The following is a 24120-nucleotide window of genomic DNA, read 5'->3' as shown; positions in this document are numbered from 1 at the left end:
GCTCACGTGGGTCCCTTCGGGGTGGGAGTCGCAGGACTCGTCGGACTGTCGTCGTGCGGTGCGGAGGACCGGCCGGCCGGGCCGTGCGGGGCGGAGTCCGGGGTGAACCACGGCAGGCTCGCCGTCCCGGCGGCCGGGGCGGACACGGGGGCCGGGGGGCCGCCGGGGGCGTGCGGGGCGCCCCGGGCGCCGGTGGTACGGAGGCGTGGCAGGCGTACGCGCGGGCGCGGGCCGGAGTGCGGGGCGGCGCGGCGCGGGCGCGGGCCGGAGTGCGAGGCGGGGCGGCGCGGGCGCCCGGCGGGTCCGGGCGGGCGGAGCCGGTCGACCACCGCCATGGCGGCGCGGAACAGCGCGGCCGGGACGACCAGGCAGAGCAGGACCCAGAACAGCGTCACGCCCCAGGGCCGGGGCACGCCCCAGGGCTGTTCGGCCAGCACCCGGCCGGCGTACCGCAGGGTCACCGTGTAGTCGCCGTGCGCCCCGGCCGACAGCTCGACGGGCAACTCGATCCGTGCCTTCTTCCCGGGCGCCAGGGTGCCGCGCCACTGCCGCTCGTCCCACTGGGGGGCGAACACGCCGTGCGCGGTGCCGACCTGGAAGACCGGGTTGTGCACCGGGCCGGTGCCGGTGTTGCCGACGGTGAACACCAGAGTGCGGTCCGGCGGCGCCCCGAACCAGGTCAGCAGCCCGCCCGACCCGGTCAGCCGGGTGTCGGACAGCACCGCCAGCCGGCCGGCGGAGCGCTCGGCGGGCAGCGGGGCCACCGGGTGCCCGGCGACCTCCAGGACGGCGTCCGCCTCGGCGCGGGCGCCGGTGACGGTGGCCACGTGCACCACGCAGGGGCAGGGTACGGGCGGCTCGGCGACCGGCAGCCGCCGGGCGAACGCGCCGTCGGCGTCCGTGGTCACGGCCCGGCCGTCGCCGTTGGCGCAGGAGTTGGTGCCGCCGGTCACGCCCCGGGCCGGGGTGGCCCGCCCGCACACCAGCAGCATCAGCAGCGTCCGGGTCCGCCAGCCGGTGCCGCTCACGGTGACCGAGCCGCCCGCCCCGGCGCGGGCCGCCGACAGCCGTACGGCGGGACCGTCCGCCGCCCGGGCCGGGGCGGGCGGGACGGCGAGGGCCAGCAGCAGCGCGACGGCCAGCGGCAGTGGCGCGAGGCGCCTCACGACACCGCTCCCACCGGTCCGGCCCCGGCCCGCCGGGGCCTCCGCGCGCGCCGCCACCACAGGAGTACGGCCACCGCCGCGGCGCCGCCGCCCACCGCGCCCCACGGCACGTACGCGGCCGAGGTGCCCGCCGTGGCGCGCGCCCCGCCCGCCGCCGTCACCGTCAGCCGTACCCGCACCTCGTCCAGCACCGGCCGGCCGGGCCACGGCTCGCTGAGCGTCCGCCGGGCGCCCGGGGGCAGCCGGACCGGCAGGGCGCGCGGGCCACGGTCCAGGACGCGCCGGCCGAAGAACCCGTCGGCGCGCACCGCGAGCCTCGGCACCAGGACGGTCGTACCGCGGTTGACCAGGTCGTAGGTGATCCGGTCGGCGTGTACGGCGAGGTGCTCGACGGTCAGCGCGGCCAGCGCGGGGCCGCCGACGCGCAGCCGGACGGGCACGGTGGCTCTGCGGCCGTGGGCGTCCCGCGCCTCGATGGCGCCGGTGCGGTCGCCGGGTCCGGCGTCGCGCGGCACGGTGAGGGTGAAGGGCACCTGGGCCCGGGTGCGGGCGGGCACCCGCAGGCCGTCGCGGGCGAACACCGCCGGGACGCCGGTGCCGCGCAGCCGGACCGCGACCGGTGTCCGGCCCGGGTTGGTCACGGACACCGTGTCCCGCAGCACCGCCCCGGGAGCGCCCTCGGCGTAGAACGCGGGCCGCCCGCCGCCCAGCGGGGCGACCGTCCATCCGCCGGAGCGCGCCACGGCCCGCGGGGCGACGGTCAGCGAGGTGAGCGCCAGGAGGACGGCGAGGACGGCCGGGAGCGCCCGGCGGGCAGGACGTGCGAGGGGGCGGGGAGGGCGCGGCGCGCGCGGCGGCGGGACGAGGGCGCGTGCGGCGGTCGGCATGGGCGGCTCCAGCGGTGGTGGCCGAAGGGTCGGCGGGCGACGGCACCGGGACGGCGGTGGTGTGCGGTCCGGCCGGGCCTGCCGGGGGAACGTCCCGGCCGGGCCTTCTCGGACCCGTGGTGGGGCGGTCCGTCAGCCGCGGGCGGTGCGGCCGCGCCGGGACAGCCACAGGGCGCCCGCCGCGCCGGCGAGGAGCACCGTGCCGCCGAGCGTGCCGAGGGCGACCGCGGAGTCCTGGGGACCGGTCTGCGGCAACTGCCCGCCGCCGGACGCGCTTCCGGAACCACCGGTCGTACCCGAGCCACCGGTCGTACCGGAGCCGCCGGTCGTACCGGAGCCGCCGGTCGTACCGGAGCCGCCGGGCGCCGTCACGTTCAGGGTGAGGGCCGGTCCTGGGCTGTTGGTCGGTGTGCAGGTGGTCGTCGTACCGAGGGCCTTGATGGTGAGCGTGCCCGCCGTGAAGGTGACCGCGCCGCTCTTGCCGGGTGAGTAGGTCCCGCTCAAGTCACTGATTTTGATGGGGGTGTTGGCGGGGATCGCGGCGGTGTTGGCGGGCCCGGTGACGGTGAGCGTGCCGCTGTCGGCGCCGCCCAGCCTGATGGTGGCGCTCGGGTTCATCGCCCCCTTGCCCAGTTCGATGGGGCTGGAGGAGACGCCCTTCTGCCAGGACATCGTGATCTTGTAGCCGGCACCGCTCGGAACGCCCTTGATGTCGATGGGCGATACGGCGCTCTTGACGCCGATCGGCGTCTGGCAGCGGTAGTTGACGTCGGTCACCTCGGCGTGGGCCGCGGGCGCGGCCACCAGTGCCGCCACACCGGCCAGGGCCGCGGCGGACGCGAGCGCGGCGGTTCGTTTCGGGTACGACACGGTCGGTCCACCCCATCCGTTCCTGACGGCATATCAGATTCGGCCGTCAAGGTACGCCCGGGACCGTGAGGAAGGAAGACGCGTCACACGCCGGAGTTGCGACGGTCGGACGCGGGCGGTGGGGTGCGGCGGCCGGGCCAGGACGGCGGGGTACGGCGGTCGGGCGCGGGCGACGGGGTCCGGCGCGGATGGTGGGGTACGGCGGTCCGGCGCGGATGGCGGGGTACGGCGGTCCCGCACGAGCGGCGGGGTACGGTCCCGCGCGGGCGGCGGGGTACGGGAGCGGGAACGGCGGCCAGGGCACCCACCGGCACGGCCGGGCCGGGAGACCCACCGGCCACACCAAGGGCCGTGAGGACCACCGCCTTCGGCCGGGCCGACGCCCCACCGGCTACGGTCAGGCCGGGGCCCCCACCGGCGCGGTCAGGCCGAGGCCCCCACCGGCTGCGACCAGTGCCGGAGACTCGCCGACTGCGGTCGGCCAGGTCCCCACCCGCCGGTCGGCCACGGCACCCACCGGCTACGGGTCGGGGCGGAGCCCCCACCGACTGCGGTCGGGCCAGAACCCCACCGGCCACGGTCAAGCCGGGACGACCCCCCGGCTGCGGTCACGCCGGGGCCCTCACCGGTACGGCCAGACCAAGGCCCCTACCGGCCGCGGCCAAGCCAAGACACCCCCCGGCTGCGATCAGGCGAAGACCCCCACCGACTGCGATCAAGGCCGAGCACTCGCCGACCACGGCAAGGCCAGGCCCGCACCCGCCGGTCGACCACGGCACCCGCCGGCTACGGTCGGACCGGACTCCCCCACCGTACGGTCGGGTCAATACCCCCACCGACCGTCGGCCAAGCCAAGACAACCCCCCAGCGGCGGTCACGCCGAGGCCCCCGCCGGCTGTGGTCAGGCGGGCGCGCCCAGTTCCGCCCACACCGTCTTGCCCGGCGTGCCGGAGATCCGGACGACGCCCCAGTCCAGGCAGAGCCGCTGCACGATGAACATGCCGTGGCCGCCGGGCCGGCCGGCCCGGTGCGGGGTGCGCGGGGCCGGCTGGCCGGTGCCCCGGTCCGAGACCTCCACCCGGATCACCTTGTTGTCGCAGGTGAGCCGCAGTTCCTCGGGGCCCTCGGCGTGCAGGCAGGCGTTGGTGACCAGTTCGGAGACGACGAGCAGCACGTCCTCGGCGGCGGCCCGCCGGTCGGCGGTGGCGGCGGGCAGCCAGTCCCACGCGTACAACGCCTGGCGGGTGAAGTCGCGAGCGAGCGGGACGACCCCGCTCTCGCCTTCCAGGCGCAGTCTGCGCACCTGCCGCCCGCGGCTCAGCGGAGTGCCGTCGGTCGGCACGGACGGCGCGGCTGCCCCCGCGGTCGCGCCGACGGCCGGCGCGGCCCCCTCGGACGCCCCGGAAGCGCCGCTGGGCTCCGGGCCGCGCTCGCCCGGCGAGTAAGGCCGGGTGGTGCTCATCAGCGCTTCACCTCACCGATTCACCAGTTCACGATTACAAAAGTCCGGTCAGCGGTCCGAGCGGCACCGCGGCCCGCGGTCCGGCCGAGGAGCCGGATCACGGGCGCCGGCCGCGTCGGCCGTCGCACCACCCGGGGACCGACCGCCCGTCCGCCGGACGCGCGCCCCGTGCGCGTGCCGGCCGGGCTGTCCCCCGCTGTCTTCTGCCCTCTCCTGCCCGACCGATCCCAGGGAACACCCCCGTGTTCGGGTGACCCGCGCAACGCCCGCGAGGGCCTGGCGCGGACCCGTCCGTCCGGCAGGACGCGGCGGCTCAGTCGGCACCGTCGGCCAGGGCGGCCTCCACGGAGTCGTGAACGGAGAAGACCGTCTCGGCCCCGGTGATCTCGAACACCCGGGCCACCACCGGCAGCATGCCGGCCAGGTGGACCCCGCCACCGGCGGCGTCCGCCTTCAGCCGGGCGCCGAGCAGGACGTTCAGTCCCGTGGAGTCGCAGAACTCCAGGCGGGAGCAGTCCACGACGAGCCGTGAGAAGCCCTTGTCCAGCAGGTCGTCGAGGGGCTCACGCAGAAGATCGGCGGTGTGGTGGTCGAGCTCCCCCGCCGGTGTCACAACGGCGCTGGAGCCCTCTTCCCGCACCTCCACCAGAAGCCGGCCCGACTGTGCGCTGCCGACCGTCCCGTGGTCCATGCCGTCTCTCTCTCCCGAGGTCGTGGCTGCTGATGCCCTCGAACATTACGCCTTCCCTGCGCACTCCGACACCCGAACATCCGCACACAATCGGACATACCGCAACAGAACGCACTTGCGACCCGCTCGGTGCAGCGGGTAGGGCTAGTAAGGACACACATCCCTACACGCCGGCTTCGGAGGCGCCGCACACCGCAGTGCACGTTCTGGCTTCGGCAGCCATATGCCGAGAACGATGGAGGACACCCATGTCACCCCGGCTCGACGCATCGCATACCCCGATCGCGACGTCGACACCCCCACCGGTACAGCTGGATCATCCCATCGATCCCCTCGACCCCTTCGAGGGACTCCCGGAGATCCCCCCCTACGACGAGATCGGCCCGGTCGATGCGCGGGCCCTGTCCAAGACCCTCTTCGAGCGGCTGGAGTCGCTGGAGGAAGGGACGTACGAGCACGCGTACGTCCGCAACACCCTCGTCGAGCTCAACCTCGCGCTCGTCAAGTTCGCCGCCTCCCGCTTCCGCTCCCGCAGCGAGCCGATGGAGGACATCATCCAGGTCGGCACCATCGGCCTGATCAAGGCCATCGACCGCTTCGAACTCTCCCGCGGCGTCGAGTTCCCCACTTTCGCGATGCCCACCATCATCGGCGAGATCAAACGGTTCTTCCGTGACACCTCGTGGTCCGTGCGGGTCCCGCGCCGGCTCCAGGAACTGCGCCTCGACCTCGCCAAGGCGGGCGACGAGCTGGCGCAGCAGCTGGACCGCGCGCCCACCGTCGCGGAACTCGCCGAACGCCTCGGCATCTCCAGCGAGGAGGTCGTCGAGGGCATGGCCGCCTCGAACGCCTACACCGCCTCGTCGCTGGACGCCCAGCCCGAGGAGGACGACTCCGAGGGCGCGCTCGCGGACCGCATCGGCTACGAGGACCACGGGCTGGAGGGCATCGAGTACATCGAATCCCTCAAGCCCCTGATCGCCTCGCTGCCGTCCCGGGACCGGAAGATCCTCTCCCTGCGCTTCGTGGCGAACATGACCCAGTCCGAGATCGGCGAGGAACTGGGCATCTCCCAGATGCACGTGTCCCGGCTGCTGTCGCGCACGCTGGTACGGCTGCGCAAGGGGCTGACCCTGGAGGAGTGACCCGCACGGCACTTCACGCGCCGCGGTGAGCGGTCCGGCCGTCGGATGCCGGACCGCCCGCCGGGGTCCTCATGCGCGGGCCGGACCGCCCCGCAAGGTCCTCGTGCGCGGGCCGGACCGTCCGGCGGCCGGTCAGACGACGCGTACGCCCGCGCGCCACACCGCGTCGACCAGCGGCACACCCGGGCGGTAGGCCAGGTGGACATGGCTCGGGGCGTCGAGCAGGAGCAGGTCCGCGCGGGCGCCCGGGGCGATCCGGCCGATGTCGGTGCGGCGCAGGGCGGCGGCGCCGCCCGCCGTCGCCGACCACACCGCCTCGTCCGGGGTCATCCCCATGTCCCGGACGGCCAGGGCGATGCAGAAGGGCACGGACGAGGTGAAGGACGAGCCCGGGTTGCAGTCGGTGGACAGGGCGACCGTCACGCCCGCGTCCAGCAGGCGGCGGGCGTCCGGCCACTCGGCGCGGGTGGAGAACTCGGCGCCGGGCAGCAGGGTGGCGACCGTGCGGCTGTGCGCCAGGGCGTCGACGTCCGCGTCCGTCAGGTGGGTGCAGTGGTCGGCGCTGGCCGCGTCCAGTTCCACGGCCAGTTGGACGCCGGGGCCGTAGGAGAGCTGGTTGGCGTGGACGCGCGGGTGCAGGCCCTTCGCCTTGCCCGCCGTGAGGACGGCCCGGGCCTGGTCGCCGTCGAAGGCGCCCTTCTCGCAGAACACGTCGATCCAGCGGGCGTGCGGCGCGCAGGCGTCCAGCATCTCGCCGGTGACCAGGGCGACATAGGCCGCCGGGTCGTCGGCGTGGTCGGGGCTGACGACGTGCGCGCCGAGGTACGTCACCTCCTCGGTGTGCCGGGCTGCCACGCGCAGGGCGCGGGCCTCGTCCTCGACCGTGAGGCCGTAGCCCGACTTGGTCTCGAGCGTGGTCGTGCCCTGGCGCAGGGCCTCGGCGAGGTAGCGGGTGAGGTTCGCCTCCAGTTCCGCGTCGCTCGCGGCGCGGGTGGCCGCGACCGTGGTGCGGATGCCGCCCGCGGTGTAGGGGCGGCCGGACATGCGGGCGTTGAACTCCTGTGTCCGGTCACCGGCGAAGACCAGGTGGGAGTGGGAGTCGACGAAGCCCGGCAGCACCGCCCGGCCGGCCGCGTCGACCCGGTTGTCAGTGGCGGGTGCTTTGCTTGACTCACCGGTCCACACGACCCGGTCGCCGTCGATGACGACGGCCGCGTCCCGGACCAGACCGAGAGGGGAGCCGTCACCGAGGGAGGGATCGTTGGTGACCAGCGTGGCGATGTTGGTGATGACGGTGCTGCTGCTCATGGTGTCCTCATGGGTGGTGGTCAGGCGCGGAGGGCCGCGACGGCCCGCGCCAGTGCTTGCGGCACATCGGGGACGAGCGTGTGCGCCCCGTCGCGCACGACCTGCCGGCCCCCCACGACCGTGTGCCGGACGTCCGCCGCGCTCGCCGCGAATACGGCCGTCTCGGCGCCCAGCCGGGGCAGTGGCCCGGCCGTCCTGACCGAGTCCAGGGCGATCGTCGTCAGATCGGCGAGCGCGCCGGGTTCGATGGTGCCGGCCCCGTCCCAGCCGAGGGCGGCGTGGCCGTCGGCGGTGGCGGCCCGCAGCAGGGCGGCGGCCGTCCAGTGGCCCCGGGTGCGGCTGCGCAGCCGCTCGTTCAGCTCCATCGCGCGCGCCTCTTCGAGCAGGTCGATCACGGCGTGGCTGTCGGAGCCGAGGGAGAGCGGGGAACCGGCCCGCTGGAGGGCGACGGCCGGGCCGATGCCGTCGGCCAGGTCCCGTTCGGTGGTGGGGCACATGCAGGTGCCGGTGCCCGAGCCGCCGAGCAGGGCGATGTCCTCCTCGGTGAGGTGGGTGTTGTGCACGCCGGTGGTCCGCGGCCCGAGGACGCCGTGGTCGGCGAGCAGCCGGGTGGGGGTGCGGCCGTGCGCGGCGAGGCATGCCTCGTTCTCGGCGGGCTGCTCCGACAGGTGGACGTGCAGCGGGGCCCGCCGTTCCCGGGCCCACTCGGCCACGGTCGCCAACTGCCCGGCGGGCACGGCCCGTACGGAGTGGATGGCCGCTCCGATCCGCGCGTGATCCCGTTCCTTGAGAACTGAACAGCGTTCGGCCCAGTCCGCCGCGCTGCCGTCGGAGAAGCGCAGTTGGTGGGTGCCCGGCGGCTCCCCGAAGCCGGCGGAGAGGTAGCAGGTGTCCAGGAGGGTGATCCGGATGCCGGCCTCGGCGGCGGCCTCGATCAGTGCCTCGCCCATGGCGTTGGGGTCGGCGTAGCGGGTGCCGCCGGGGGCGTGGTGCACGTAGTGGAACTCGCCGACGCAGGTGATGCCGGCCAGGGCCATCTCGGCGTACACCGCGCGGGCCAGGGCGTGGTAGCTGTCCGGGGTCAGCCGGTCGGCGACGGAGTACATCACCTCGCGCCAGGTCCAGAAGGTCCCGGAGCCGACCTGGACCGTGCCGCGCAGGGCCCGGTGGAAGGCATGGCTGTGGGCGTTGGCCAGCCCCGGCAGGGTGAGCCCGCGCAGCACCTCGGCACCCGGGGGCGGGGCGTCCACGCCCGTGCGCACGGCGCCGATACGCCCGCCCGCCACGTCCACGGCCACGCCCGGCTCGACGCGGTCGCCGAGCCAGGCGTGCTCCAGCCAGTAGGTTCCCTTGGTCACCGGCAGGCCAGCCCTTCCAGTACGTCGGCGAGTGCGCGCACCCCGGCCACGCAGTCGTCCTCGGCCGCGAACTCGGCCGGGGAGTGCGAGACACCGGTGGGGTTGCGCACGAACAGCATGGCGGTCGGAATGCTCCCGGACAGGATTCCGGCGTCGTGTCCCGCTCCGGTCCCGAGGACGGGCACGGTCAGGCCGGTGTCCTTGCCGAGGATGCGGGCGAGTTCGTCCCGCAGGGCGTGGTCGAACTCGACGACCGGGGTGAAGGACTCCCGGACGACGTCGAGATCGACACCGTGGGCGTCGGCGTACTCCCGGGCCGCCTTCCCGACGCCGTCCACCACCGTGTCCAGGGTCTCCTGGTCGGCGGCGCGGGAGTCGAGCCAGCCGCGCACCAGCGAGGGGATCGCGTTGACGCCGTTGGGTTCCACCACGATCTTGCCGAAGGTGGCGACGGCACCGGCGAGTTCGGCCTCCCGGCGGGCGGCGAGCACGGCCTGGGCGTACGGCAGCATGGGGTCGCGGCGGTCCGCCAGCCGGGTGGTGCCGGCGTGGTTGGCCTGGCCCCGGAAGTCGAACCGCCAGCGTCCGTGCGGCCAGATGGCGCTGGCGACGCCCACCCGGTCGCCGGACAGGTCCAGCGCGCGCCCCTGTTCGACGTGCAGTTCCACGAACGCGCCGATCCGGGCGAGCCGTTCGGGGTCGGGTCCGATGGCCTCGGGGTCGTATCCGGCGGCCTCCATGGCCCGGGGCAGGCCGACGCCGTCGCCGTCGGTGAGCCGGTGGGCCTGCTCGGCGGTCAGCTGCCCGGCGGTGAGCCGCGACCCGACGCAGGCGAGCCCGAACCGGGCCCCCTCCTCGTCGCCGAAGTTGGCGATGGCGAGCGGCTTGGTGAACCGCACGCCCCGGTCGCGCAGTTCGTCCAGCGCGGCGAAGGAGGAGACCACGCCGAGGGGCCCGTCGAAGGCCCCGCCGTCCGGCACGGAGTCCAGGTGGGACCCGGTGACGACGGCGTCCCCGGCGGCCGGGTCCCCCAGCCAGGCCCACTGGTTCCCGTTCCGGTCGACCTCGTAGGCCAGCCCGCGCGCCTCGGCCTGCTCCCGGAACCAGTCCCGGCACTCGGCGTCGGCCCCGGTCCAGGCGTGGCGCCGGTAGCCGCCGGTGTCCGGGTGCCGGCCGATGGGCAGCAGCTCGCGCCACATCTCGTGGAAGGAGGCGCCGCGTGCGGGCCGTGGGCCGTCACCCGGTACGGCGGTACCCCCGGACGGCGAGGAGGGACCGGCCACCACCGGCGGGGCTCCGTGCCCGCCCTGACCCGTCGTCACGCCTCGTCACCCTCACGCATGGGCACCCGGACCCCCCGCTCCCCCGCGACGGACTCGGCGATGTCGTACCCGGCGTCCACGTGCCGGATGACGCCCATGCCGGGGTCGTTGGTGAGGACGCGCCGGATCTTCTCGCCGCCCAGCTTCGTGCCGTCGGCCACCGTCACCTGGCCGGCGTGGAGGGAGCGCCCCATCCCCACGCCGCCGCCGTGGTGGAGGGACACCCAGGACGCGCCCGAGGCCACGTTGACCATGGCGTTCAGCAGCGGCCAGTCGGCGATCGCGTCGGAGCCGTCGCGCATGGCCTCGGTCTCGCGGTACGGCGAGGCGACCGACCCGCAGTCCAGGTGGTCCCGCCCGATGGCCAGCGGCGCGGCCAGCTCCCCGCTCGCGACCATGTCGTTGAACCGCTCGCCGGCCTTGTCCCGCTCGCCGTAGCCGAGCCAGCAGATGCGCGCGGGCAGGCCCTGGAAGTGGACCCGTTCGCCGGCCAACTTGATCCAGCGGGCCAGGGACTCGTTCTCCGGGAACAGGTCCAGGATCGCCTTGTCGGTCTTGGCGATGTCGGCCGGGTCGCCGGACAGCGCGGCCCAGCGGAAGGGGCCCTTGCCCTCGCAGAACAGCGGGCGGATGTAGGCGGGGACGAAGCCGGGGAAGGCGAACGCCCGCTCGTAGCCGGCGAGCTTGGCCTCGCCCCGGATGGAGTTGCCGTAGTCGAAGACCTCGGCACCGGCGTCCAGGAAGCCGACCATGGCCTCCACGTGCCGGGCCATGGACTCGCGGGCGCGGGTGGTGAAGCCGGCCGGGTCCTTCGCCGCCTCGGCGGCCATGTCCTCGAAGGCCACGCCGACCGGGAGGTACGACAGCGGGTCGTGGGCGGAGGTCTGGTCCGTGACGATGTCGATGGGGGCGTTCATGGCGAGCAGCCGCGGGACCAGGTCGGCCGCGTTGCCGAGGACGCCGATGGACAGCGGCTTGCGCTGGTCGCGGGCCTCGGTGGCGAGCTGGAGGGCGTGGTCGAGGGAGTCGGCCCGCACGTCGAGGTAGCGGTGCTCGATGCGGCGCTCGATGGCGCGCGGGTCGCAGTCGATACAGATCGCGACGCCGTCGTTCATGGTGACGGCGAGCGGCTGGGCGCCGCCCATGCCGCCGAGGCCGGCGGTCAGCGTGATCGTCCCGGCGAGCGTGCCGCCGAACTTCTTCGCGGCGACGGCGGCGAAGGTCTCGTAGGTGCCCTGGAGGATGCCCTGGGTGCCGATGTAGATCCAGGAGCCGGCGGTCATCTGGCCGTACATGGTCAGGCCGAGGGCCTCCAGGCGGCGGAACTCCTCCCAGTTGGCCCAGTCGCCGACGAGGTTGGAGTTGGCGATCAGGACGCGCGGGGCCCACTCGTGGGTCTGCATCACGCCGACCGGGCGGCCGGACTGGACCAGCATGGTCTCGTCCTGCTTGAGGGTCTTCAGCGTGCGGACCATGGCGTCGAAGGAGCGCCAGTCGCGGGCGGCCTTGCCGGTGCCGCCGTAGACGACGAGCTTGTCGGGGTGCTCGGCGACCTCGGGGTCGAGGTTGTTCTGCAGCATGCGCAGGGCGGCTTCCTGCTGCCATCCCAGGGCGCTGAGTTCCGTGCCGCGCGGTGCTCGTACGGGGCGGGGTCCCGACATCTCTGTCTCCTCCTGTGCCTACGACTATTCACATCCTGTAGGGCTGAATAGAGCTAGTCAATACAGGGGGCGGTCCGTCCGGGCGTGGCGGGTAACCGGCTGGAGACACCGGAAGCCGGGACAGGACGGACACCCGCGCGGGGAGATCAGGGCCGCACAGGACACCGAGGCCGAGCACGGGAGGCCGGGACCGAGGCCCAGGACCGCGGGCAGGCGGCGGATCGCGATGACGCACGCGGGCCCGGACCGTCGCCGAGGTGGCGGTCGGCTCCGGAGGGGCGCGCGTCGGCGCTCACCGCTCTCCCGGCGCCCTGAAGCCGCCGTCGCGCCCCGCCCGCCGGCCGGACGGAAGGATCAACGGCCGCGGAACACACGTCAGTTGGACAACACTAGTACGTCGGACGCATGTTCCACCGGAAATTGCCAAACGCCCCGCCTTCCGCACACACGTTGCGTAGTGTCGGCGTCACTCAGCCGGAGTCCCAGGCGGGAGGAAGCCACGGTGCCCGGAATCGACGAGTGCTTACTGGAAGCGATGCGCCTGCCCGGTGCCCGGGGAGCCGCACTGGTGGACTGGACGAGCGGGCTGGCCCTCGGCGCGGTCGGGGAGGCCCCCGGCGGGGACCACGAGACGAGTGCCGCCGAGGCCGCCGAACTGGCCCGGCTGGCCGCCGAGCACGGCACCTTCGCCACGGCCCGCGCGGGACTGCCGCCCGTGGAGGACCTGATCGTCAGCAACGGTGACAGCTACCACCTGCTGCGGTTCGTGGACACCTCCTTCGACAGCAGCGTGTTCCTGCACCTGTGGCTCGGCCGGGAGGAGGGCAACCTCGCGCTCGCCCGGATCCGGCTCGGCGAGATGGCCGCCCGGCTGGTGCTGGGATGACCATGGTCCGGATCCCTCCGCCGGCCCTGCCGGTGCGGGACAGGCGGGCCGCGCGCGCCCTGTCCCCGATGCTGACCCGGCTCGCCGAGGAGCGGGCCACCGGCGTCCTGGTCCGCGAACACGGCGTCCTGCACCTCGCCGAGGGCCGGGTGGTGCACGCCGAGAGCCCCCTCTCCCCGGATCTCGGCGTGCTCCTCACGGCCCACGGCACCCTCGCGGCCGCCGCCTGGCAGCACGCCGCCGCCCGGGCCCCGGACCCCGCGCGGGCGGCGGAACTGCTGCTGCGCTCCGGGGTGCTGCCCACCGGCGCGCTGGAGCTGTGCCACCTGGACGCGCTGTACGACGCCGGGTACTTCGCTCTGGCGCCGAGCGGCACCCCGGGCCGGTTCCGGTACGGCGCCGGGCCCCGGCTCGGCCCGCTGCCCTCGGTGCCGGTGGTCGCGCTGGAGCGCGAGACGCTGCGCCGCCGGCTGCTGCTGCACCGGCTGTGGCCGGACCCGGCCGCCGACAGCGCCCCGCTGATCCGCGCCGACGCGGCCCCCGGCCCCGCCCCCGCCCTGCCGGTCACGCCCCGGCAGCGGGCCGTCCTGGACCGCGTGGACGGCGTCCGCACGGCCGCCGACCTGGCCCGGGACCTGGGCCGGCAGGCCTTCCACACGCTGGTCGACGTCCGCCGGCTCACCGCGGCCGGCCGGATCGCGCCGGTGCCCGCGGCCCCCGCCCCGCCGCCCGCACCACCACCCCTCCCGGTCACCACCGACCCCGACATCGCGCTGCTGAAGAGGCTCAGGGATGCGCTGGAGGCGCTTTGAACGGCACCGCCCCGCCGAAAGGAGACAGCTGATGGTGACCGAGGACGATCTGCGGACCGTGCTGGCCGAACTGCGCCGGCTGCGCACCCGGGTACCGCAGCTCACCGGCGCCCTCGCGGCCGGCGTCGACGGCCTCGTCATCGCCCACGACACCCCCGGCGTCGACCCCGACGGCCTGGCCGCGCTCACCGCCGCCGCGCTCGGGGTCGCCGTACGGACCGCCGACGCCACCGGCAACGGCGCCCTGCGGGAGCTGCTGGTGCGCGGCGAGCGCGGCTATGTCGCCACCTACGCGGCCGGCCGCACCGCCGTGCTGACGCTGCTCGCCCAGGACCGGGTCAACGTGGGCCGGCTGCACCTGGAGGGCCGCCGGGCCGGCGCCCGCGTCGGGGAGCTGCTGGACGCCGCCGAGGCCGTACGCCCGCTCCCCGGCACCACCCCCGCACGCCACCGGGACCCCCGCGCGCCGCGCACCCCGGCCGCCGAGCCCCGTACCCCGACCGACAGCTGAGAGGACCCCCATGTCCGACACCGCTACCGCCCTGAAGCAGGCCCTCACCACCATCTCGGGCGCCACCGGAGCCGCGCTCGTCGACTACACCAGCGGAATGGCGCTGGGCACGATGGGCGACAGCGCGAGCTTCGACCTGAACGTGGCCGCCGCCGGGAACACCGACGTGGTCCGCGCCAAGATGCGCACGATGGAACTCCTCGGCCTCAAGGGCGAGATAGAGGACATCCTGATCACCCTGACCGACCAGTACCACCTGATCCGCCTGCTCAAGGGCCGGGGCGGCAACGGACTGTTCCTGTACCTGGTCCTGGACTCCTCCCGGGCCAATCTGGCGATGGCCCGGCACCAGCTGCGCCGGATCGAGGAGGAGCTGGAGGTCTGAAGCGGCTCAGACCAGGGCCGCGGTACGGCGGCGGGCCCCGCCCGGGGCCGCGTCGCCGGCCGCGACGCCCGTGGCCCGCAGGCTCTTGACGGCCTTGCCCGCCGGGTTCCCGCCGCCCCGGCCGAGCCAGTCGACGCGCACCCACAGCAGGGCCTCGGCGGACCGTTCCAGCCGCCCGATCCAGGCGGCCTTCAGCCACAGCCCGGCGCCGAGCCCGGCCAGCAGCAGCCCGCCGGCCACCGGCACCGCGAACGCCGAGCCGAGCGCGAGCGCCCAGCCCAGCAGCAGCCACCAGCGGTGCCCCCGGCGCCAGCCGCGCACGGTCACCGCGCGGTCCTGGAGCACGTCGTACTTGCCCGCGCGGGCCGCCCCGCGGGCGAGGGCCGCGTACCGGCCCCGGCGGGCCAGCAGTACACCGGCCGCGCCGAGCAGGAACAGCGCCGCCCCCGCCGTCGTCCCGATCCGCCGCCCGGTCAGCCCCTCGGGCACGGCCCCGAGCCCGGCGGCTACGATCCCGAGCCACCACAGCGGCGCGGCGCCCGCCCGTACGACGACGGCCACCCGTGCCAGTCCCTGCCCTCCGCGTCCTCCGCGCGCCACGTCAGCCTCCCGTGTCACGTGTCCACAGCGCTTGCGTCTCGATGGGGAAGCTAATAGCAGAACGTGAGACGAATCTGAGAGCGGCGCGGCCCGGTCACTCCACGAACAGGCCCCGGGCCGCCGCCTTGGCGTCGAACTCCTCCAGCCGGGCCTGGGCGTCGGGCAGGTCGTCGCACAGCGCCTCCAGCAGCACCCGGCCGAGCAGCATCGGCGCGCACGCGGTGTCGAAGGCGAGCCCGGTGCCGACGGCGGCGGGCAGCAGCAGGTCGGCGTGCTTGGCGACCGGCGCGAACGCCGAGTCGGCGACGGTGACCACGGTCAGGCCCGCGTCCTTGGCGTGGGCGAGGGTGTCCACGACCTCGCGCGGGTGCCGGGGCAGCGCGAAGCACAGCAGGGCGGTGGCGCCGGCCCGGACGGCGGCGTCGATCCGGTCCTGGATCATCGTGCCGCCCTCGTGCAGCAGCCGGACGTCCGGGTGGACCTTGGCGGCGAAGTAGGCGAAGCCGTAGGCCTGGGAGGCGGCGGCGCGCAGGCCCAGCACCGGCAGCGGCCGGGAGGCGGCGAGGATCCGGCCGGCCCGCCGCACCGGGCGCGGGTCGGCGAGCAGCTCGGCCAGGTGCCTGAGGTTCTCGATCTCGGCCTCGACGGCCTGCTGGTACTCGTTGTAGGCGCCGGCGCCGGTGGCCGGTTCGGCGGGGACGACCTCGCGCAGGTGCCGGCGCAGGGCGGGGTAGCCGTCGAAGCCGAGGGCGACGGCGAACCGGGTCACCGACGGCTGGCTGACCCCGGCCAGTTCGGCCAGCTCCACACTGGACAGAAAGGGCACGTCGGCGGCGCGGCGCACCATGCTGTGCGCGATGCGGCGCTGGGTCGGCGTGAGCCGGTGGCCCTCGAAGAGCGCCTGCAACCGGTTCGCAGGGCTGTCGCTCGCGCTCATGCGGTACTCCCCCTCCAGATCTCCTCGACGCCCCGGGAGAGTACAGCGCCGGGGCATTGACAAACACCGGCCGCCTATTCAGACAGTGTGTCGCTGCATACAGTTATACAGCCCGGTGTGGGGAGAACGCATGGCACAGTTCGTGGAACCGCGCTCCATCGACGCCGTCCCGGACGAGGAACGGCACGGCAGGGCCTTTGGCCAGTTCACGCTGTGGCTGGGGGCCAACCTCCAGATCACGGCCGTCGTCACCGGCGCCCTCGCGGTCGTCTTCGGTGGGGACGTGGTCTGGTCGGTGCTCGGCCTGCTGCTCGGCAACCTGCTCGGCGGCGCGGTGATGGCCCTGCACTCCGCGCAGGGCCCGCGCCTGGGCCTGCCGCAGATGATCCAGTCGCGGGCCCAGTTCGGGGTGCGCGGGGCGGTCGTCCCGCTGCTGCTGGTGGTCGTGATGTACGTCGGCTTCTTCGCCTCCGGCAGCGTGCTCGCCGGGCAGGCGGTGGGCGAGCTGACGCACACGGACGACACCACCGGGATCCTCGTCTTCGCCGCCGTCACGGGGGTCATCGCGACCGCCGGGTACCGGGTCGTGCACGCCCTCGGCCGGGTGGCGAGCACGGTGTGCGCGCTCGCCTTCGTCTTCCTCGCCGTACGCCTCCTGGACCGCGCCGACACCTCCGCGCTGCTGCACGACGCGCACTTCTCGCTGCCGCTGTTCCTGCTGGCGGTGTCCCTGTCGGCGTCCTGGCAGCTGGCGTTCGGGCCGTACGTGGCCGACTACTCCCGCTATCTGCCGCGTACGACGTCCGCGAAGGCGACCTTCTGGTGGACGCTGTCCGGCTCGGCGCTGGGCTCGCAGTGGTCCATGACCTTCGGGGTGCTGGTCGCGGCCACGGCCGGGGAGGCGTTCCTGGACAGCCAGGTGGGTTATGTCGTCGGCCTCGGCGGCACCGGTCTGGTCGCGTCCTTCCTGTACTTCGTGATCGCGCTCGGCAAGCTCACCGTCAACGTCCTCAACACCTACGGCGGCTTCATGTCGCTGGTGACCGGTGTGAGCGGCTTCCGCGGGCAGCGGCGGCTGTCCCGGGCGGGCCGGGTGGCGTACATCGCGCTGGTGATGGCGGCGGGCACCGCGGTGGCCCTGCTGGGCAAGGACAGCTTCCTGACCTCGTTCAAGGACTTCCTGCTGTTCCTGCTGACGTTCTTCACGCCCTGGTCGGCGATCAACCTGGTCGACTACTACCTGATCTCCAAGGAGCGCTACGACCTCGCGGCCCTCGCCGACCCGCACGGCCGCTACGGCGCCTGGCGCTTCGACGCCCTCGCGGTGTACGCGGCCGGTCTGCTGGCCCAGCTGCCGTTCCTCGCCACCGGCTTTTACACCGGCCCGCTGGTGGAGCCGCTCGGCGGCGCGGACGTCTCCTGGATCGTGGGCCTGGCCGTACCGGCGCTGCTGTACCGGCTCGTCGCCCGCCCGGTACCGCCGCCGGACGCGCCACCGGCCGCCCCGGCGCCGGAACCGGGGGCCGGCACCAGTGCGGCCGGGCCCACCGCTCCCTAGGCTGACCGACATGGACACTCGCGATCCGCGCGACACCGCCCCCCGTCAGGATCCCGGCCTCGGGAAGGACCCCGACCTCAAGAGGGAGCTGGACGCGACCGTGCGGGCCCGCGCGGAGCTGGGCGACGAGTACGACTCCGCCCTCGCGGACTCCTTCCTGGAGCGGGTCGAGCGGCGGATCGACGACGCGGTGGACCGCCGGGTGCGCCGCCAACTGGCCGAGCGGCGGCTCGCCGACGCCCGCGCGGCCCGGCGGCCGGGAACGGCCGGCTCCTGGGCCGAGCGGTACGGCTTCGCGCTGATCACGCTGGTCCTGGCGATCCCCCTGTCCGCGATCGCGGGCGGCATGGCCGGACTGTCCGGCCTGGTGGTCGCCTGGCTGGGCATCATCGGCGTCAACGCGGCCCAGTCCGTGCGTCTGAACCGGGAACCCCCGCCCGGCCACGACCGCCCCGCGCCCGGGGACTGACCGGCTCCGAAGGGTCACGCCTGCCGGGTCGGCAGCACCATGATCTGGCGGAGGTTGACGTGCCGGGGGCGGCTCGCCACGTAGGCGACGACGTCCGCCACCTCCGCCGCCGACAGCGCGCCGATCTCCTCGAACATCCCCGCCAGCTGCCCGGACAGCTCCGGGTCGCGGACGAACGTCTTCAGCTCGGTGTCGGTCAGCCCGGGCTCGATGTTGGTGACCCGGACGTCCCGCGGCCCGAACTCGGTGCGCAGCGACTCCGACAGGTGCGTGACGGCCGCCTTGGTCGTCCCGTACACCGTGTAGTTCGGGAAGGACAGGTGGGCGGCGACGGAGGAGACGTTCACCAGGTCGGCGGTGCGTCCCGCCGCCGCGGCGGCGACCAGGTCGGCGCTGAAGGCCCGCATGACCCGCAGCACTCCGGTGACGTTGGTGTCCAGCATCCGCCGCCACTCCTCGATCCGGCCCTCCTCCACCGGGCCCGGCAGCATGACACCGGCGTTGTTGACGACGAGGTCGACGGCCCCGAACGTCTCGTGGATCCGGTCCCGGGCGGCCGTCACGGACGCGTCGTCGGTGACGTCGGCGGCCACGGCCAGCGCCTGCCCGCCGTCCGCCCGGATCTTCTCCGCCAGCGCGTCGAGGCGGTCCGCGCGGCGGGCGAGCAGCGCCACCCGGGCGCCCTCGGCGGCCAGTTGGAGGGCGACGGCCTCGCCGATGCCGCTGGCGGCTCCGGTGACGACGGCGGTACGGCCGGACAGGCTCTCGTACGACATGGGTGCTCCCTGGGCGGTTGCCGTCCGGGGCGCTTCCCCGGCGGTCGCACACCACCCTTGCCGGGTCCGGGGGCCGTACCCAGGGATGCGCTTTTCCTGGGTCTGCCAGTACCAGGACGGACCGGCGGCACTCCCCTACGATCGGCGCATGGACGGGGACCGGACCGAAACAGAGGTGGGCGACTTCCTGCGCTCGCGGCGCGCCCGCATCAGGCCCGAGGAGGTGGGGCTGCCCGCGCACGGGCGGCGTCGCGTGCCGGGCCTGCGCCGCGAGGAGGTGGCCCAGCTCGCGGGCGTGAGCGTCGACTACTACATCCGGCTGGAACAGGGCCGGGGCCCGAGCGTCAGCGACGCCGTCCTGGACGCGGTCGCGCGGGTGCTGCGGCTGGACGACACGGAGCAGGCGTATCTGCGGACGGTGGCGCGCCCCGGCCGACGGCGCGCGAGGCCCGCGGCGGCGCCTGGGGTCCGCCCCGGCGTCCAGGCGCTCCTCGACGGCATGGAGCGCAGCCCCGCGTTCGCGGTGGACCACCGCATGAACGTGCTGGCCTGGAACGCGCTCGCCGACGCGCTGAGCGGCTACGGCCGGATGACGCCGGCCGAACGGAACGTGCCCCGGCACCTCTTCCTCGACCCGGGTGCCCGGGAGCTGTACCCCGAGTGGGCGGCGGTGGCCTCGTCGGCGGTGGCCCATCTGCGGCTGGGCGCCGGCCGGTACGCCGACGACGCGGAGTTGTGCGCGCTGATCGGCGAACTCGCCGTGAAGAGCGAGGACTTCCGCAGGCTGTGGGCGGACCACGAGGTCCGGGAGTGCTCCTACGGCGTGAAACGCGTCCGGCACCCGGTCGCGGGCCTGCTGACCCTGCCGTACGAAACCCTGACGGTGCCGTCCCAGCCGGACCAGACCCTCGTGGTCTACACCCCGGAACCGGGCTCGGAGACGGCGGAACGCCTGGCGCTGCTGGGGAGTTGGGCCGGCGTCTGACCGCCGGGAAGACTGTCGCGGGGACCGCCGCACCCCCGTATCCGGGGGGCGGGACGACGGCGGTCCCCGCGAGGGACGCGAGCCGGTCAGGACCGGACGTGCGCGTCCTTGGCGTCCATGGAGGTCCGGGAGCCGCTCCGGAGGTCCTGGCGCCGTTCGGCGCCGGCCCGGGCGGGGAGCCGATCCCGCCCTGCCGACGCCCACCAATCTGCCGGACGCGTGTTAAGCGGGTGCTGCGCGCACGTGACACGCTCGTACCACTTGCGCGAACCCCGGCCCCGCGTCCGCCCCGCCCAGCAAGGCCACGGAAACCACCGAGCCTGGCCAGGACACCTTCGCTGACGAGACGTCCAGCGTCCGCATCGACTGAATCGTCCCCGGCAATCGGCAGGGCAGCCGACACCGGATTGCCCCGCCGAATCCCGGCGTCGAGAAACCCTGTGCACTTCGACTGCGATGCCCCCCGAGTCACCCGTACGTGAGCGAACGCCCTTCCGCGAGGTAGACCGACAAGGGGAAGTCGTCTTCGAGGACCCCCACGGCGAAGCGGATGCGTTTTTCCGTGAGCGGCGTGACGAATTCGCTCAACTGGTACAGAGGGACGAATTGGATTCCGGTGATTTCCGGCTCCTCGCCCTCGTACTCGGGAAGCATGTTCTCCGTGTCCTTCGCCGTACCTCCGTCGAATACGAAGTTGATGCCTTCGGCGCTGCCGCTCGCCTCGGAGTACGGCACGTAGTCGACCGCGAGAAGGCGGCCGGGAGTGCGGTCGAGGCCCGTTTCCTGACGGACTTCACGAACCCACGCGTCGTGCGGAGCCTCGTCGGCGTGGGCGGCGCCTCCGGGCAGTCCCCAACTTCTCCCCTCCTTGTACGCCTTCTTGACGAGAAGCACCGACCCCTCCCCGTCCCGGACGATGGCCAGAGCGCCGATGCGCCGACGAGGGGGGTTCTTGAAATCGGTGTCCTTGTGCATGTGTCTCCTTCTTGAGCGGACGACAGGGATTTCGGCGTCACCAGCACACGGGGGTCACCCCCGGATCACCCTGGCTTGCACGCCGGCCTCGATGGCGAGCGCCAGTTCTTCGGCCGCCTCGATCCCGATGCACTGGACGATCAGGAAGCCGCCCGCGGGGTCGATCAGTACGTCCACGATGGCCCCGGCCCGCATGATGGCCTGTTCGAGGCGGGCCCGCGCGTCAACTGTTCTTGACGGGTGCACCATTGATCGCCTCCTCCGGATACCGCTCCCGGAGGATCAGCCCGTCCTTCATGAGGTCGAGGATGTCGCGGGCCTGGACCACGTTGCAGTCGCCGAGACGCACCACCCACCGACGCTCCGCGGCGGGGTCCAGTCGGGTGTGGAACTGCGGGAGCCTGATACCCGCCTTCGTCAGCACCTCGGCCAACGCGAAGGTGACTTCCCCGATTTCGAGCGTCGTCCTGAATCCCAACCCGGGAGTGCCGGCACCATCGGGTTCCTCCGGGCCCTTCTCCTCGTCAACCAGAGTCGGCTCGTTCAGCCCTCCGGGCATGATTATCCCTCTCTGTAGTGCTTCGACTACCGGACGCGTTCAGCGTGGCCTACAGTCGGGAGTTCATCAACTTGCGCTTTCTGCCAGGAGAGTTGAGGTCGAAGCCGTTGAACAGACGAAAGTTGGACCCCGAAGCATCGGCGGCTGCCGCGTTCGGCGACCGTCTTCGCAGGCTGAGGGACGAGCGGGGGTGGACGCAGGAACAACTGGCCGAACGCTGCGGGTGCACCGACTCGCATATCTCTGCCGTGGAAACTGGTCGACGTCCTCCAACTCCACGTTTCGCGGCAAGTGTCGACAGAGCGTTCGGCACGGGCGAGCTGTTCCAGCGCGAGTGCTCGGAGATATACAGCCCGTCGCTGCTGGAAGGGTTCCGGGAGTACGTTCCTCACGAGCTGAAAGCGGCAGAGATCCGCATCTTCCAAATCGGCATCATGCCCGGGCTGCTCCAGACCCCGGAGTACGCCGCAGCGATCCAGGGAGGTGACGTACGCCGAGGGGCCATCACCGAGCAGCAGGCGCAAGAGCGGCTGGCGAAGCTCGAGGAGCGGCAGGCGGCGCTGACTCGTACTCCGCCTCCGCTGGTCTACGTGGTACTGGACGAGAGCTCTCTCAGGCGGCTCGTAGGGGGGCCCGAGGTCATGGCGGGGCAACTGGACAAGCTTCTCGCCTTCGCCGAGCTGCCGTCGACCGTCCTTCAGGTGGCCCCCTACGACCTCGGCGAGCGCCGGTCCTTCGATCTGCCCATCAACATCCTGACCCTGGCGAACCGGACGCAGATCGCCTACGCCGAGTCCGCGCAGCGCGGGCACCTCGTCCGCGAACCGACGTTCGTTGTAAGCGCGTTGACGGCCTACCATCAGTTGCAGGTGGAAGCGGCATCTCAAGCCGCCAGCGTGGCCATGATCCAGGACCTTCGAAAGGACTTCCCGTGACGTCCGAGCAACCGCAGTGGTTCACGTCTTCGTACAGCAGCAACGGCGGCGACTGCGTCAAGGTCGCCACCAACCTCGTAGCCACACACGGCGTGGTCCCCGTCGGGGACACCAAGCGCAACGAGGGTCCGACGCTCACCATCGAGGCTCGCGCCTGGTCCGCCTTCGTGGAGATGGCCAAGGAGTCCCAGGTCTGATCCCGAGTCGCAGTGCCCTGTGCTCCAGGGACCAGGAGAGCCCCCGACCGCTTCCCGGTCGGGGGCTCTCGTGCGTATGCGCGTTCAGGCCGCCTGAGGACTGATCACGGCCGCATCGGCCCCGGCTACTTGTTGCCGCCCTTGGCGAGGAAGGCGAGCAGGTCCTGCCGACTGATCACACCGGTCGGCTTGCCCTCGACCAGGACGATCGCCGCGTCCGCCTCGCCCAGCACCTGCATCAGGTCGCCGACCGGCTCACCGGAGCCGACCTGCGGCAGCGGGGAGCACATGTGCTTCTCCAGCGGGTCCTCCAGCGAGGCCCGCTTGCTGAACAGGGCGTCCAGCAGCTCCCGTTCCACCACGGAGCCGACGACCTCGGCGGCCATCACGTCCGGGTGACCGGCGCCCGGCTTGACGACGGGCATCTGCGAGACGCCGTACTCGCGCAGCACCTCGATGGCCTGGCCGACGGTCTCCTCCGGGTGCATGTGCACCAGGGACGGGATGGAACCGGCGACCTTGTCGCTCAGGACATCACCGACGCGGGCGCTGGGGCCCTCGTCCTCCAGGAAGCCGTAGTCCGCCATCCACTCGTCGTTGAAGATCTTGCTGAGGTAGCCGCGCCCGCTGTCCGGGAGCAGGACCACCACGACGTCGTCCGGGCCGAGCCGCTCGGCGACCTCCAGCGCGGCCACGACGGCCATGCCGCAGGAGCCGCCCACCAGCAGGCCCTCCTCCTTGGCCAGCCGACGGGTCATCTGGAAGGAGTCCTTGTCGGAGACGGCGACGATCTCGTCCGCGATCTGGCGGTCGTAGGCGGTCGGCCAGAAGTCCTCGCCGACGCCCTCGACCAGGTACGGCCGGCCCGAACCGCCGGAGTACACCGAGCCCTCCGGGTCGGCGCCGATGACCTTGACCTTCCCCTCGCTGGCCTCCTTCAGGTAGCGGCCGGTGCCGGAGATGGTGCCGCCGGTGCCGACGCCCGCCACGAAGTGGGTGATCTTCCCCTCGGTCTGCTCCCACAGCTCGGGACCGGTGGAGTGGTAGTGCGAGAGCGGGTTGTTGGGGTTGGAGTACTGGTCCGGCTTCCAGGCGCCCGGGGTCTCACGGACGAGCCGGTCGGAGACGTTGTAGTAGGAGTCCGGGTGCTCCGGCGCCACGGCGGTCGGGCAGACCACGACCTCGGCGCCGTACGCGCGCAGCACGTTGATCTTGTCGGTGCTCACCTTGTCCGGGCAGACGAAGATGCACTTGTAGCCCTTCTGCTGGGCCACGATGGCAAGTCCGACGCCGGTGTTCCCGCTGGTCGGCTCGACGATCGTGCCGCCCGGCCGCAACTCCCCGCTCTTCTCGGCGGCCTCGATCATGCGCAGGGCGATGCGGTCCTTCACGGAGCCGCCCGGGTTGAAGTACTCCACCTTGGCCAGGACGGTCGCCCGGATGCCCTTGGTCACGTTGTTGAGCCGCACCAGCGGGGTGTTGCCGACGAGGCTGATCATCGAGTCGTGGTATTGCACCGTTGTCTCCGGTCGCTGCAAAAAAGGGTGTGTTCGTAGTGGTGTCGCCAGCCTAAGGCCAGCAGCGCGGCGAGCGCGGCCGTTCACTCCCCGTTGAGATTGACGCACGGTCCGTACGGGGCAAGGAGTGGGTGTACGGCTACGAGGA

26 protein-coding genes are annotated in these 24120 nt (G+C 73.4%); 10 read left to right on the top strand and 16 right to left on the bottom strand.

The features are described from left to right. Positions 1 to 2: 2 nt before the first annotated feature. The 5 genes from ACSURM_RS22065 to ACSURM_RS22045 form a co-directional block, all read right to left on the bottom strand. Positions 3 to 1166 (bottom strand): hypothetical protein, encoded by a 1164-nt coding sequence (locus tag ACSURM_RS22065; protein WP_436957322.1) that lies wholly within the window; start codon positions 1164 to 1166, stop codon positions 3 to 5. Further along, entirely contained in the window at positions 1163 to 2053 is an 891-nt protein-coding gene (locus ACSURM_RS22060; RefSeq protein WP_436957321.1) for a COG1470 family protein, read from the bottom strand. Before ACSURM_RS22060 ends, ACSURM_RS22065 begins: the two co-directional genes overlap by 4 nt. Before the next feature lie 132 nt (positions 2054 to 2185). After that, positions 2186 to 2923: an LPXTG cell wall anchor domain-containing protein gene (locus ACSURM_RS22055; RefSeq protein ID WP_436957319.1), complete on the bottom strand. Its 738-nt coding sequence runs from the start codon at positions 2921 to 2923 to the stop codon at positions 2186 to 2188. 901 nt (positions 2924 to 3824) lie between these two features. Then, complete coding sequence (locus ACSURM_RS22050; protein WP_436957317.1) at positions 3825 to 4385, bottom strand: ATP-binding protein; 561 nt, start codon at positions 4383 to 4385, stop codon at positions 3825 to 3827. A 313-nt stretch (positions 4386 to 4698) separates the two neighbouring features. Then, positions 4699 to 5076 carry an STAS domain-containing protein gene (locus ACSURM_RS22045; protein WP_289966970.1) on the bottom strand — a complete coding sequence of 126 codons (378 nt, stop codon included), beginning with the start codon at positions 5074 to 5076 and terminating at the stop codon, positions 4699 to 4701. Positions 5077 to 5324: 248 nt separating this feature from the next. Between ACSURM_RS22045 and ACSURM_RS22040 the strand changes: the two genes are divergently transcribed. Then, positions 5325 to 6221: an RNA polymerase sigma factor SigF gene (locus ACSURM_RS22040; RefSeq protein WP_359045507.1), complete on the top strand. Its 897-nt coding sequence runs from the start codon at positions 5325 to 5327 to the stop codon at positions 6219 to 6221. Positions 6222 to 6353: 132 nt separating this feature from the next. On the opposite strand, the gene hutI is transcribed toward ACSURM_RS22040, so the two are convergent. Genes hutI through hutU form a run of 4 tightly spaced genes read right to left on the bottom strand, consistent with a single transcriptional unit; the run spans position 6354 to position 11870 of the window. Then, complete coding sequence (gene hutI, locus ACSURM_RS22035) at positions 6354 to 7529, bottom strand: imidazolonepropionase (RefSeq protein ID WP_436957315.1); 1176 nt, start codon at positions 7527 to 7529, stop codon at positions 6354 to 6356. Positions 7530 to 7549: 20 nt separating this feature from the next. Then, positions 7550 to 8887, bottom strand: coding sequence for a formimidoylglutamate deiminase (locus ACSURM_RS22030; protein ID WP_436957313.1), 1338 nt, complete (start codon positions 8885 to 8887; stop codon positions 7550 to 7552). After that, positions 8884 to 10209: an allantoate amidohydrolase gene (locus tag ACSURM_RS22025; protein ID WP_436957311.1), complete on the bottom strand. Its 1326-nt coding sequence runs from the start codon at positions 10207 to 10209 to the stop codon at positions 8884 to 8886. Before ACSURM_RS22025 ends, ACSURM_RS22030 begins: the two co-directional genes overlap by 4 nt. Next, complete coding sequence (gene hutU, locus ACSURM_RS22020) at positions 10206 to 11870, bottom strand: urocanate hydratase (protein WP_436957309.1); 1665 nt, start codon at positions 11868 to 11870, stop codon at positions 10206 to 10208. Before hutU ends, ACSURM_RS22025 begins: the two co-directional genes overlap by 4 nt. Positions 11871 to 12372: 502 nt before the next feature. Between hutU and ACSURM_RS22015 the strand changes: the two genes are divergently transcribed. The 4 genes from ACSURM_RS22015 to ACSURM_RS22000 are packed head-to-tail and all read left to right on the top strand — an operon-like array spanning position 12373 to position 14464. Beyond that, a complete protein-coding gene (locus ACSURM_RS22015; protein WP_359045514.1) occupies positions 12373 to 12756 on the top strand; it encodes a hypothetical protein in 384 nt (127 codons plus the stop codon). After that, a complete protein-coding gene (locus tag ACSURM_RS22010) occupies positions 12753 to 13568 on the top strand; it encodes a transcriptional regulator (RefSeq protein WP_436957307.1) in 816 nt (271 codons plus the stop codon). The genes ACSURM_RS22015 and ACSURM_RS22010 overlap by 4 nt, the downstream gene beginning before the upstream one ends. A gap of 31 nt (positions 13569 to 13599) precedes the next feature. Then, positions 13600 to 14079 (top strand): roadblock/LC7 domain-containing protein, encoded by a 480-nt coding sequence (locus tag ACSURM_RS22005; RefSeq protein WP_436957305.1) that lies wholly within the window; start codon positions 13600 to 13602, stop codon positions 14077 to 14079. Positions 14080 to 14089: 10 nt separating this feature from the next. Then, positions 14090 to 14464: a hypothetical protein gene (locus tag ACSURM_RS22000; RefSeq protein WP_189991980.1), complete on the top strand. Its 375-nt coding sequence runs from the start codon at positions 14090 to 14092 to the stop codon at positions 14462 to 14464. Between the two features lie 6 nt (positions 14465 to 14470). On the opposite strand, the gene ACSURM_RS21995 is transcribed toward ACSURM_RS22000, so the two are convergent. Both ACSURM_RS21995 and ACSURM_RS21990 read right to left on the bottom strand, forming a co-directional pair. Further along, positions 14471 to 15064, bottom strand: coding sequence for a hypothetical protein (locus ACSURM_RS21995; protein WP_436957303.1), 594 nt, complete (start codon positions 15062 to 15064; stop codon positions 14471 to 14473). A gap of 94 nt (positions 15065 to 15158) precedes the next feature. Continuing rightward, entirely contained in the window at positions 15159 to 16001 is an 843-nt protein-coding gene (locus tag ACSURM_RS21990; protein WP_436957301.1) for a MurR/RpiR family transcriptional regulator, read from the bottom strand. Between the two features lie 130 nt (positions 16002 to 16131). Here ACSURM_RS21990 and ACSURM_RS21985 point away from each other — a divergent pair, with 130 nt between their 5' ends. Both ACSURM_RS21985 and ACSURM_RS21980 read left to right on the top strand, forming a co-directional pair. Continuing rightward, a complete protein-coding gene (locus ACSURM_RS21985; protein WP_436957299.1) occupies positions 16132 to 17559 on the top strand; it encodes a purine-cytosine permease family protein in 1428 nt (475 codons plus the stop codon). A gap of 10 nt (positions 17560 to 17569) precedes the next feature. Next, positions 17570 to 18028, top strand: coding sequence for a hypothetical protein (locus tag ACSURM_RS21980; protein WP_436957297.1), 459 nt, complete (start codon positions 17570 to 17572; stop codon positions 18026 to 18028). A 14-nt stretch (positions 18029 to 18042) separates the two neighbouring features. On the opposite strand, the gene ACSURM_RS21975 is transcribed toward ACSURM_RS21980, so the two are convergent. Then, a complete protein-coding gene (locus ACSURM_RS21975; protein ID WP_436957296.1) occupies positions 18043 to 18804 on the bottom strand; it encodes an SDR family oxidoreductase in 762 nt (253 codons plus the stop codon). A gap of 148 nt (positions 18805 to 18952) precedes the next feature. On the opposite strand from ACSURM_RS21975, the gene ACSURM_RS21970 reads away from it, so the two are divergent. Then, positions 18953 to 19789, top strand: a complete 837-nt coding sequence (locus ACSURM_RS21970; RefSeq protein ID WP_436957295.1) for a helix-turn-helix transcriptional regulator — start codon at positions 18953 to 18955, stop codon at positions 19787 to 19789. Between the two features lie 468 nt (positions 19790 to 20257). On the opposite strand, the gene ACSURM_RS21965 is transcribed toward ACSURM_RS21970, so the two are convergent. Genes ACSURM_RS21965 through ACSURM_RS21955 form a run of 3 tightly spaced genes read right to left on the bottom strand, consistent with a single transcriptional unit; the run spans position 20258 to position 21323 of the window. After that, positions 20258 to 20764 (bottom strand): NUDIX domain-containing protein, encoded by a 507-nt coding sequence (locus tag ACSURM_RS21965; protein WP_436957293.1) that lies wholly within the window; start codon positions 20762 to 20764, stop codon positions 20258 to 20260. 54 nt (positions 20765 to 20818) lie between these two features. Next, positions 20819 to 21013 (bottom strand): hypothetical protein, encoded by a 195-nt coding sequence (locus ACSURM_RS21960; RefSeq protein ID WP_436957292.1) that lies wholly within the window; start codon positions 21011 to 21013, stop codon positions 20819 to 20821. Continuing rightward, complete coding sequence (locus ACSURM_RS21955) at positions 20988 to 21323, bottom strand: hypothetical protein (RefSeq protein WP_436957290.1); 336 nt, start codon at positions 21321 to 21323, stop codon at positions 20988 to 20990. Before ACSURM_RS21955 ends, ACSURM_RS21960 begins: the two co-directional genes overlap by 26 nt. 122 nt (positions 21324 to 21445) lie before the next feature. Between ACSURM_RS21955 and ACSURM_RS21950 the strand changes: the two genes are divergently transcribed. After that, on the top strand, positions 21446 to 22258 hold the full coding sequence (locus ACSURM_RS21950; RefSeq protein ID WP_436957288.1) for a helix-turn-helix domain-containing protein: 813 nt from the start codon (positions 21446 to 21448) through the stop codon (positions 22256 to 22258). Next, entirely contained in the window at positions 22255 to 22455 is a 201-nt protein-coding gene (locus tag ACSURM_RS21945) for a DUF397 domain-containing protein (RefSeq protein WP_436957287.1), read from the top strand. Before ACSURM_RS21950 ends, ACSURM_RS21945 begins: the two co-directional genes overlap by 4 nt. Positions 22456 to 22580: 125 nt before the next feature. On the opposite strand, the gene ACSURM_RS21940 is transcribed toward ACSURM_RS21945, so the two are convergent. Continuing rightward, positions 22581 to 23972, bottom strand: a complete 1392-nt coding sequence (locus ACSURM_RS21940) for a cystathionine beta-synthase (RefSeq protein WP_436957285.1) — start codon at positions 23970 to 23972, stop codon at positions 22581 to 22583. Positions 23973 to 24120: the final 148 nt, after the last annotated feature.

This window comes from Streptomyces sp. SudanB182_2057, from assembly GCF_964272715.1.
In the GTDB taxonomy this organism is placed as follows: domain Bacteria; phylum Actinomycetota; class Actinomycetes; order Streptomycetales; family Streptomycetaceae; genus Streptomyces; species Streptomyces rubradiris.
The sequence above is the reverse complement of the archived record's forward strand: the minus strand, read 5'-3'. Positions and strand labels throughout refer to the sequence as shown.

Excerpts from the sequence above, each read along its gene's own strand:
- ACSURM_RS22060 (WP_436957321.1), bottom strand. The coding sequence starts at position 2,053 with ATGCCGACCGCCGCACGCGCCCTCGTCCCGCCGCCGCGCGCGCCGCGC.
- ACSURM_RS22050 (WP_436957317.1), bottom strand. The coding sequence starts at position 4,385 with ATGAGCACCACCCGGCCTTACTCGCCGGGCGAGCGCGGCCCGGAGCCC.
- ACSURM_RS22045 (WP_289966970.1), bottom strand. The coding sequence starts at position 5,076 with ATGGACCACGGGACGGTCGGCAGCGCACAGTCGGGCCGGCTTCTGGTG.
- ACSURM_RS22040 (WP_359045507.1), top strand. The coding sequence starts at position 5,325 with ATGTCACCCCGGCTCGACGCATCGCATACCCCGATCGCGACGTCGACA.
- hutI (WP_436957315.1), bottom strand. The coding sequence starts at position 7,529 with ATGAGCAGCAGCACCGTCATCACCAACATCGCCACGCTGGTCACCAAC.
- hutU (WP_436957309.1), bottom strand. The coding sequence starts at position 11,870 with ATGTCGGGACCCCGCCCCGTACGAGCACCGCGCGGCACGGAACTCAGC.
- ACSURM_RS22010 (WP_436957307.1), top strand. The coding sequence starts at position 12,753 with ATGACCATGGTCCGGATCCCTCCGCCGGCCCTGCCGGTGCGGGACAGG.
- ACSURM_RS22005 (WP_436957305.1), top strand. The coding sequence starts at position 13,600 with ATGGTGACCGAGGACGATCTGCGGACCGTGCTGGCCGAACTGCGCCGG.
- ACSURM_RS22000 (WP_189991980.1), top strand. The coding sequence starts at position 14,090 with ATGTCCGACACCGCTACCGCCCTGAAGCAGGCCCTCACCACCATCTCG.
- ACSURM_RS21990 (WP_436957301.1), bottom strand. The coding sequence starts at position 16,001 with ATGAGCGCGAGCGACAGCCCTGCGAACCGGTTGCAGGCGCTCTTCGAG.
- ACSURM_RS21985 (WP_436957299.1), top strand. The coding sequence starts at position 16,132 with ATGGCACAGTTCGTGGAACCGCGCTCCATCGACGCCGTCCCGGACGAG.
- ACSURM_RS21980 (WP_436957297.1), top strand. The coding sequence starts at position 17,570 with ATGGACACTCGCGATCCGCGCGACACCGCCCCCCGTCAGGATCCCGGC.
- ACSURM_RS21975 (WP_436957296.1), bottom strand. The coding sequence starts at position 18,804 with ATGTCGTACGAGAGCCTGTCCGGCCGTACCGCCGTCGTCACCGGAGCC.
- ACSURM_RS21970 (WP_436957295.1), top strand. The coding sequence starts at position 18,953 with ATGGACGGGGACCGGACCGAAACAGAGGTGGGCGACTTCCTGCGCTCG.
- ACSURM_RS21965 (WP_436957293.1), bottom strand. The coding sequence starts at position 20,764 with ATGCACAAGGACACCGATTTCAAGAACCCCCCTCGTCGGCGCATCGGC.
- ACSURM_RS21960 (WP_436957292.1), bottom strand. The coding sequence starts at position 21,013 with ATGGTGCACCCGTCAAGAACAGTTGACGCGCGGGCCCGCCTCGAACAG.
- ACSURM_RS21955 (WP_436957290.1), bottom strand. The coding sequence starts at position 21,323 with ATGCCCGGAGGGCTGAACGAGCCGACTCTGGTTGACGAGGAGAAGGGC.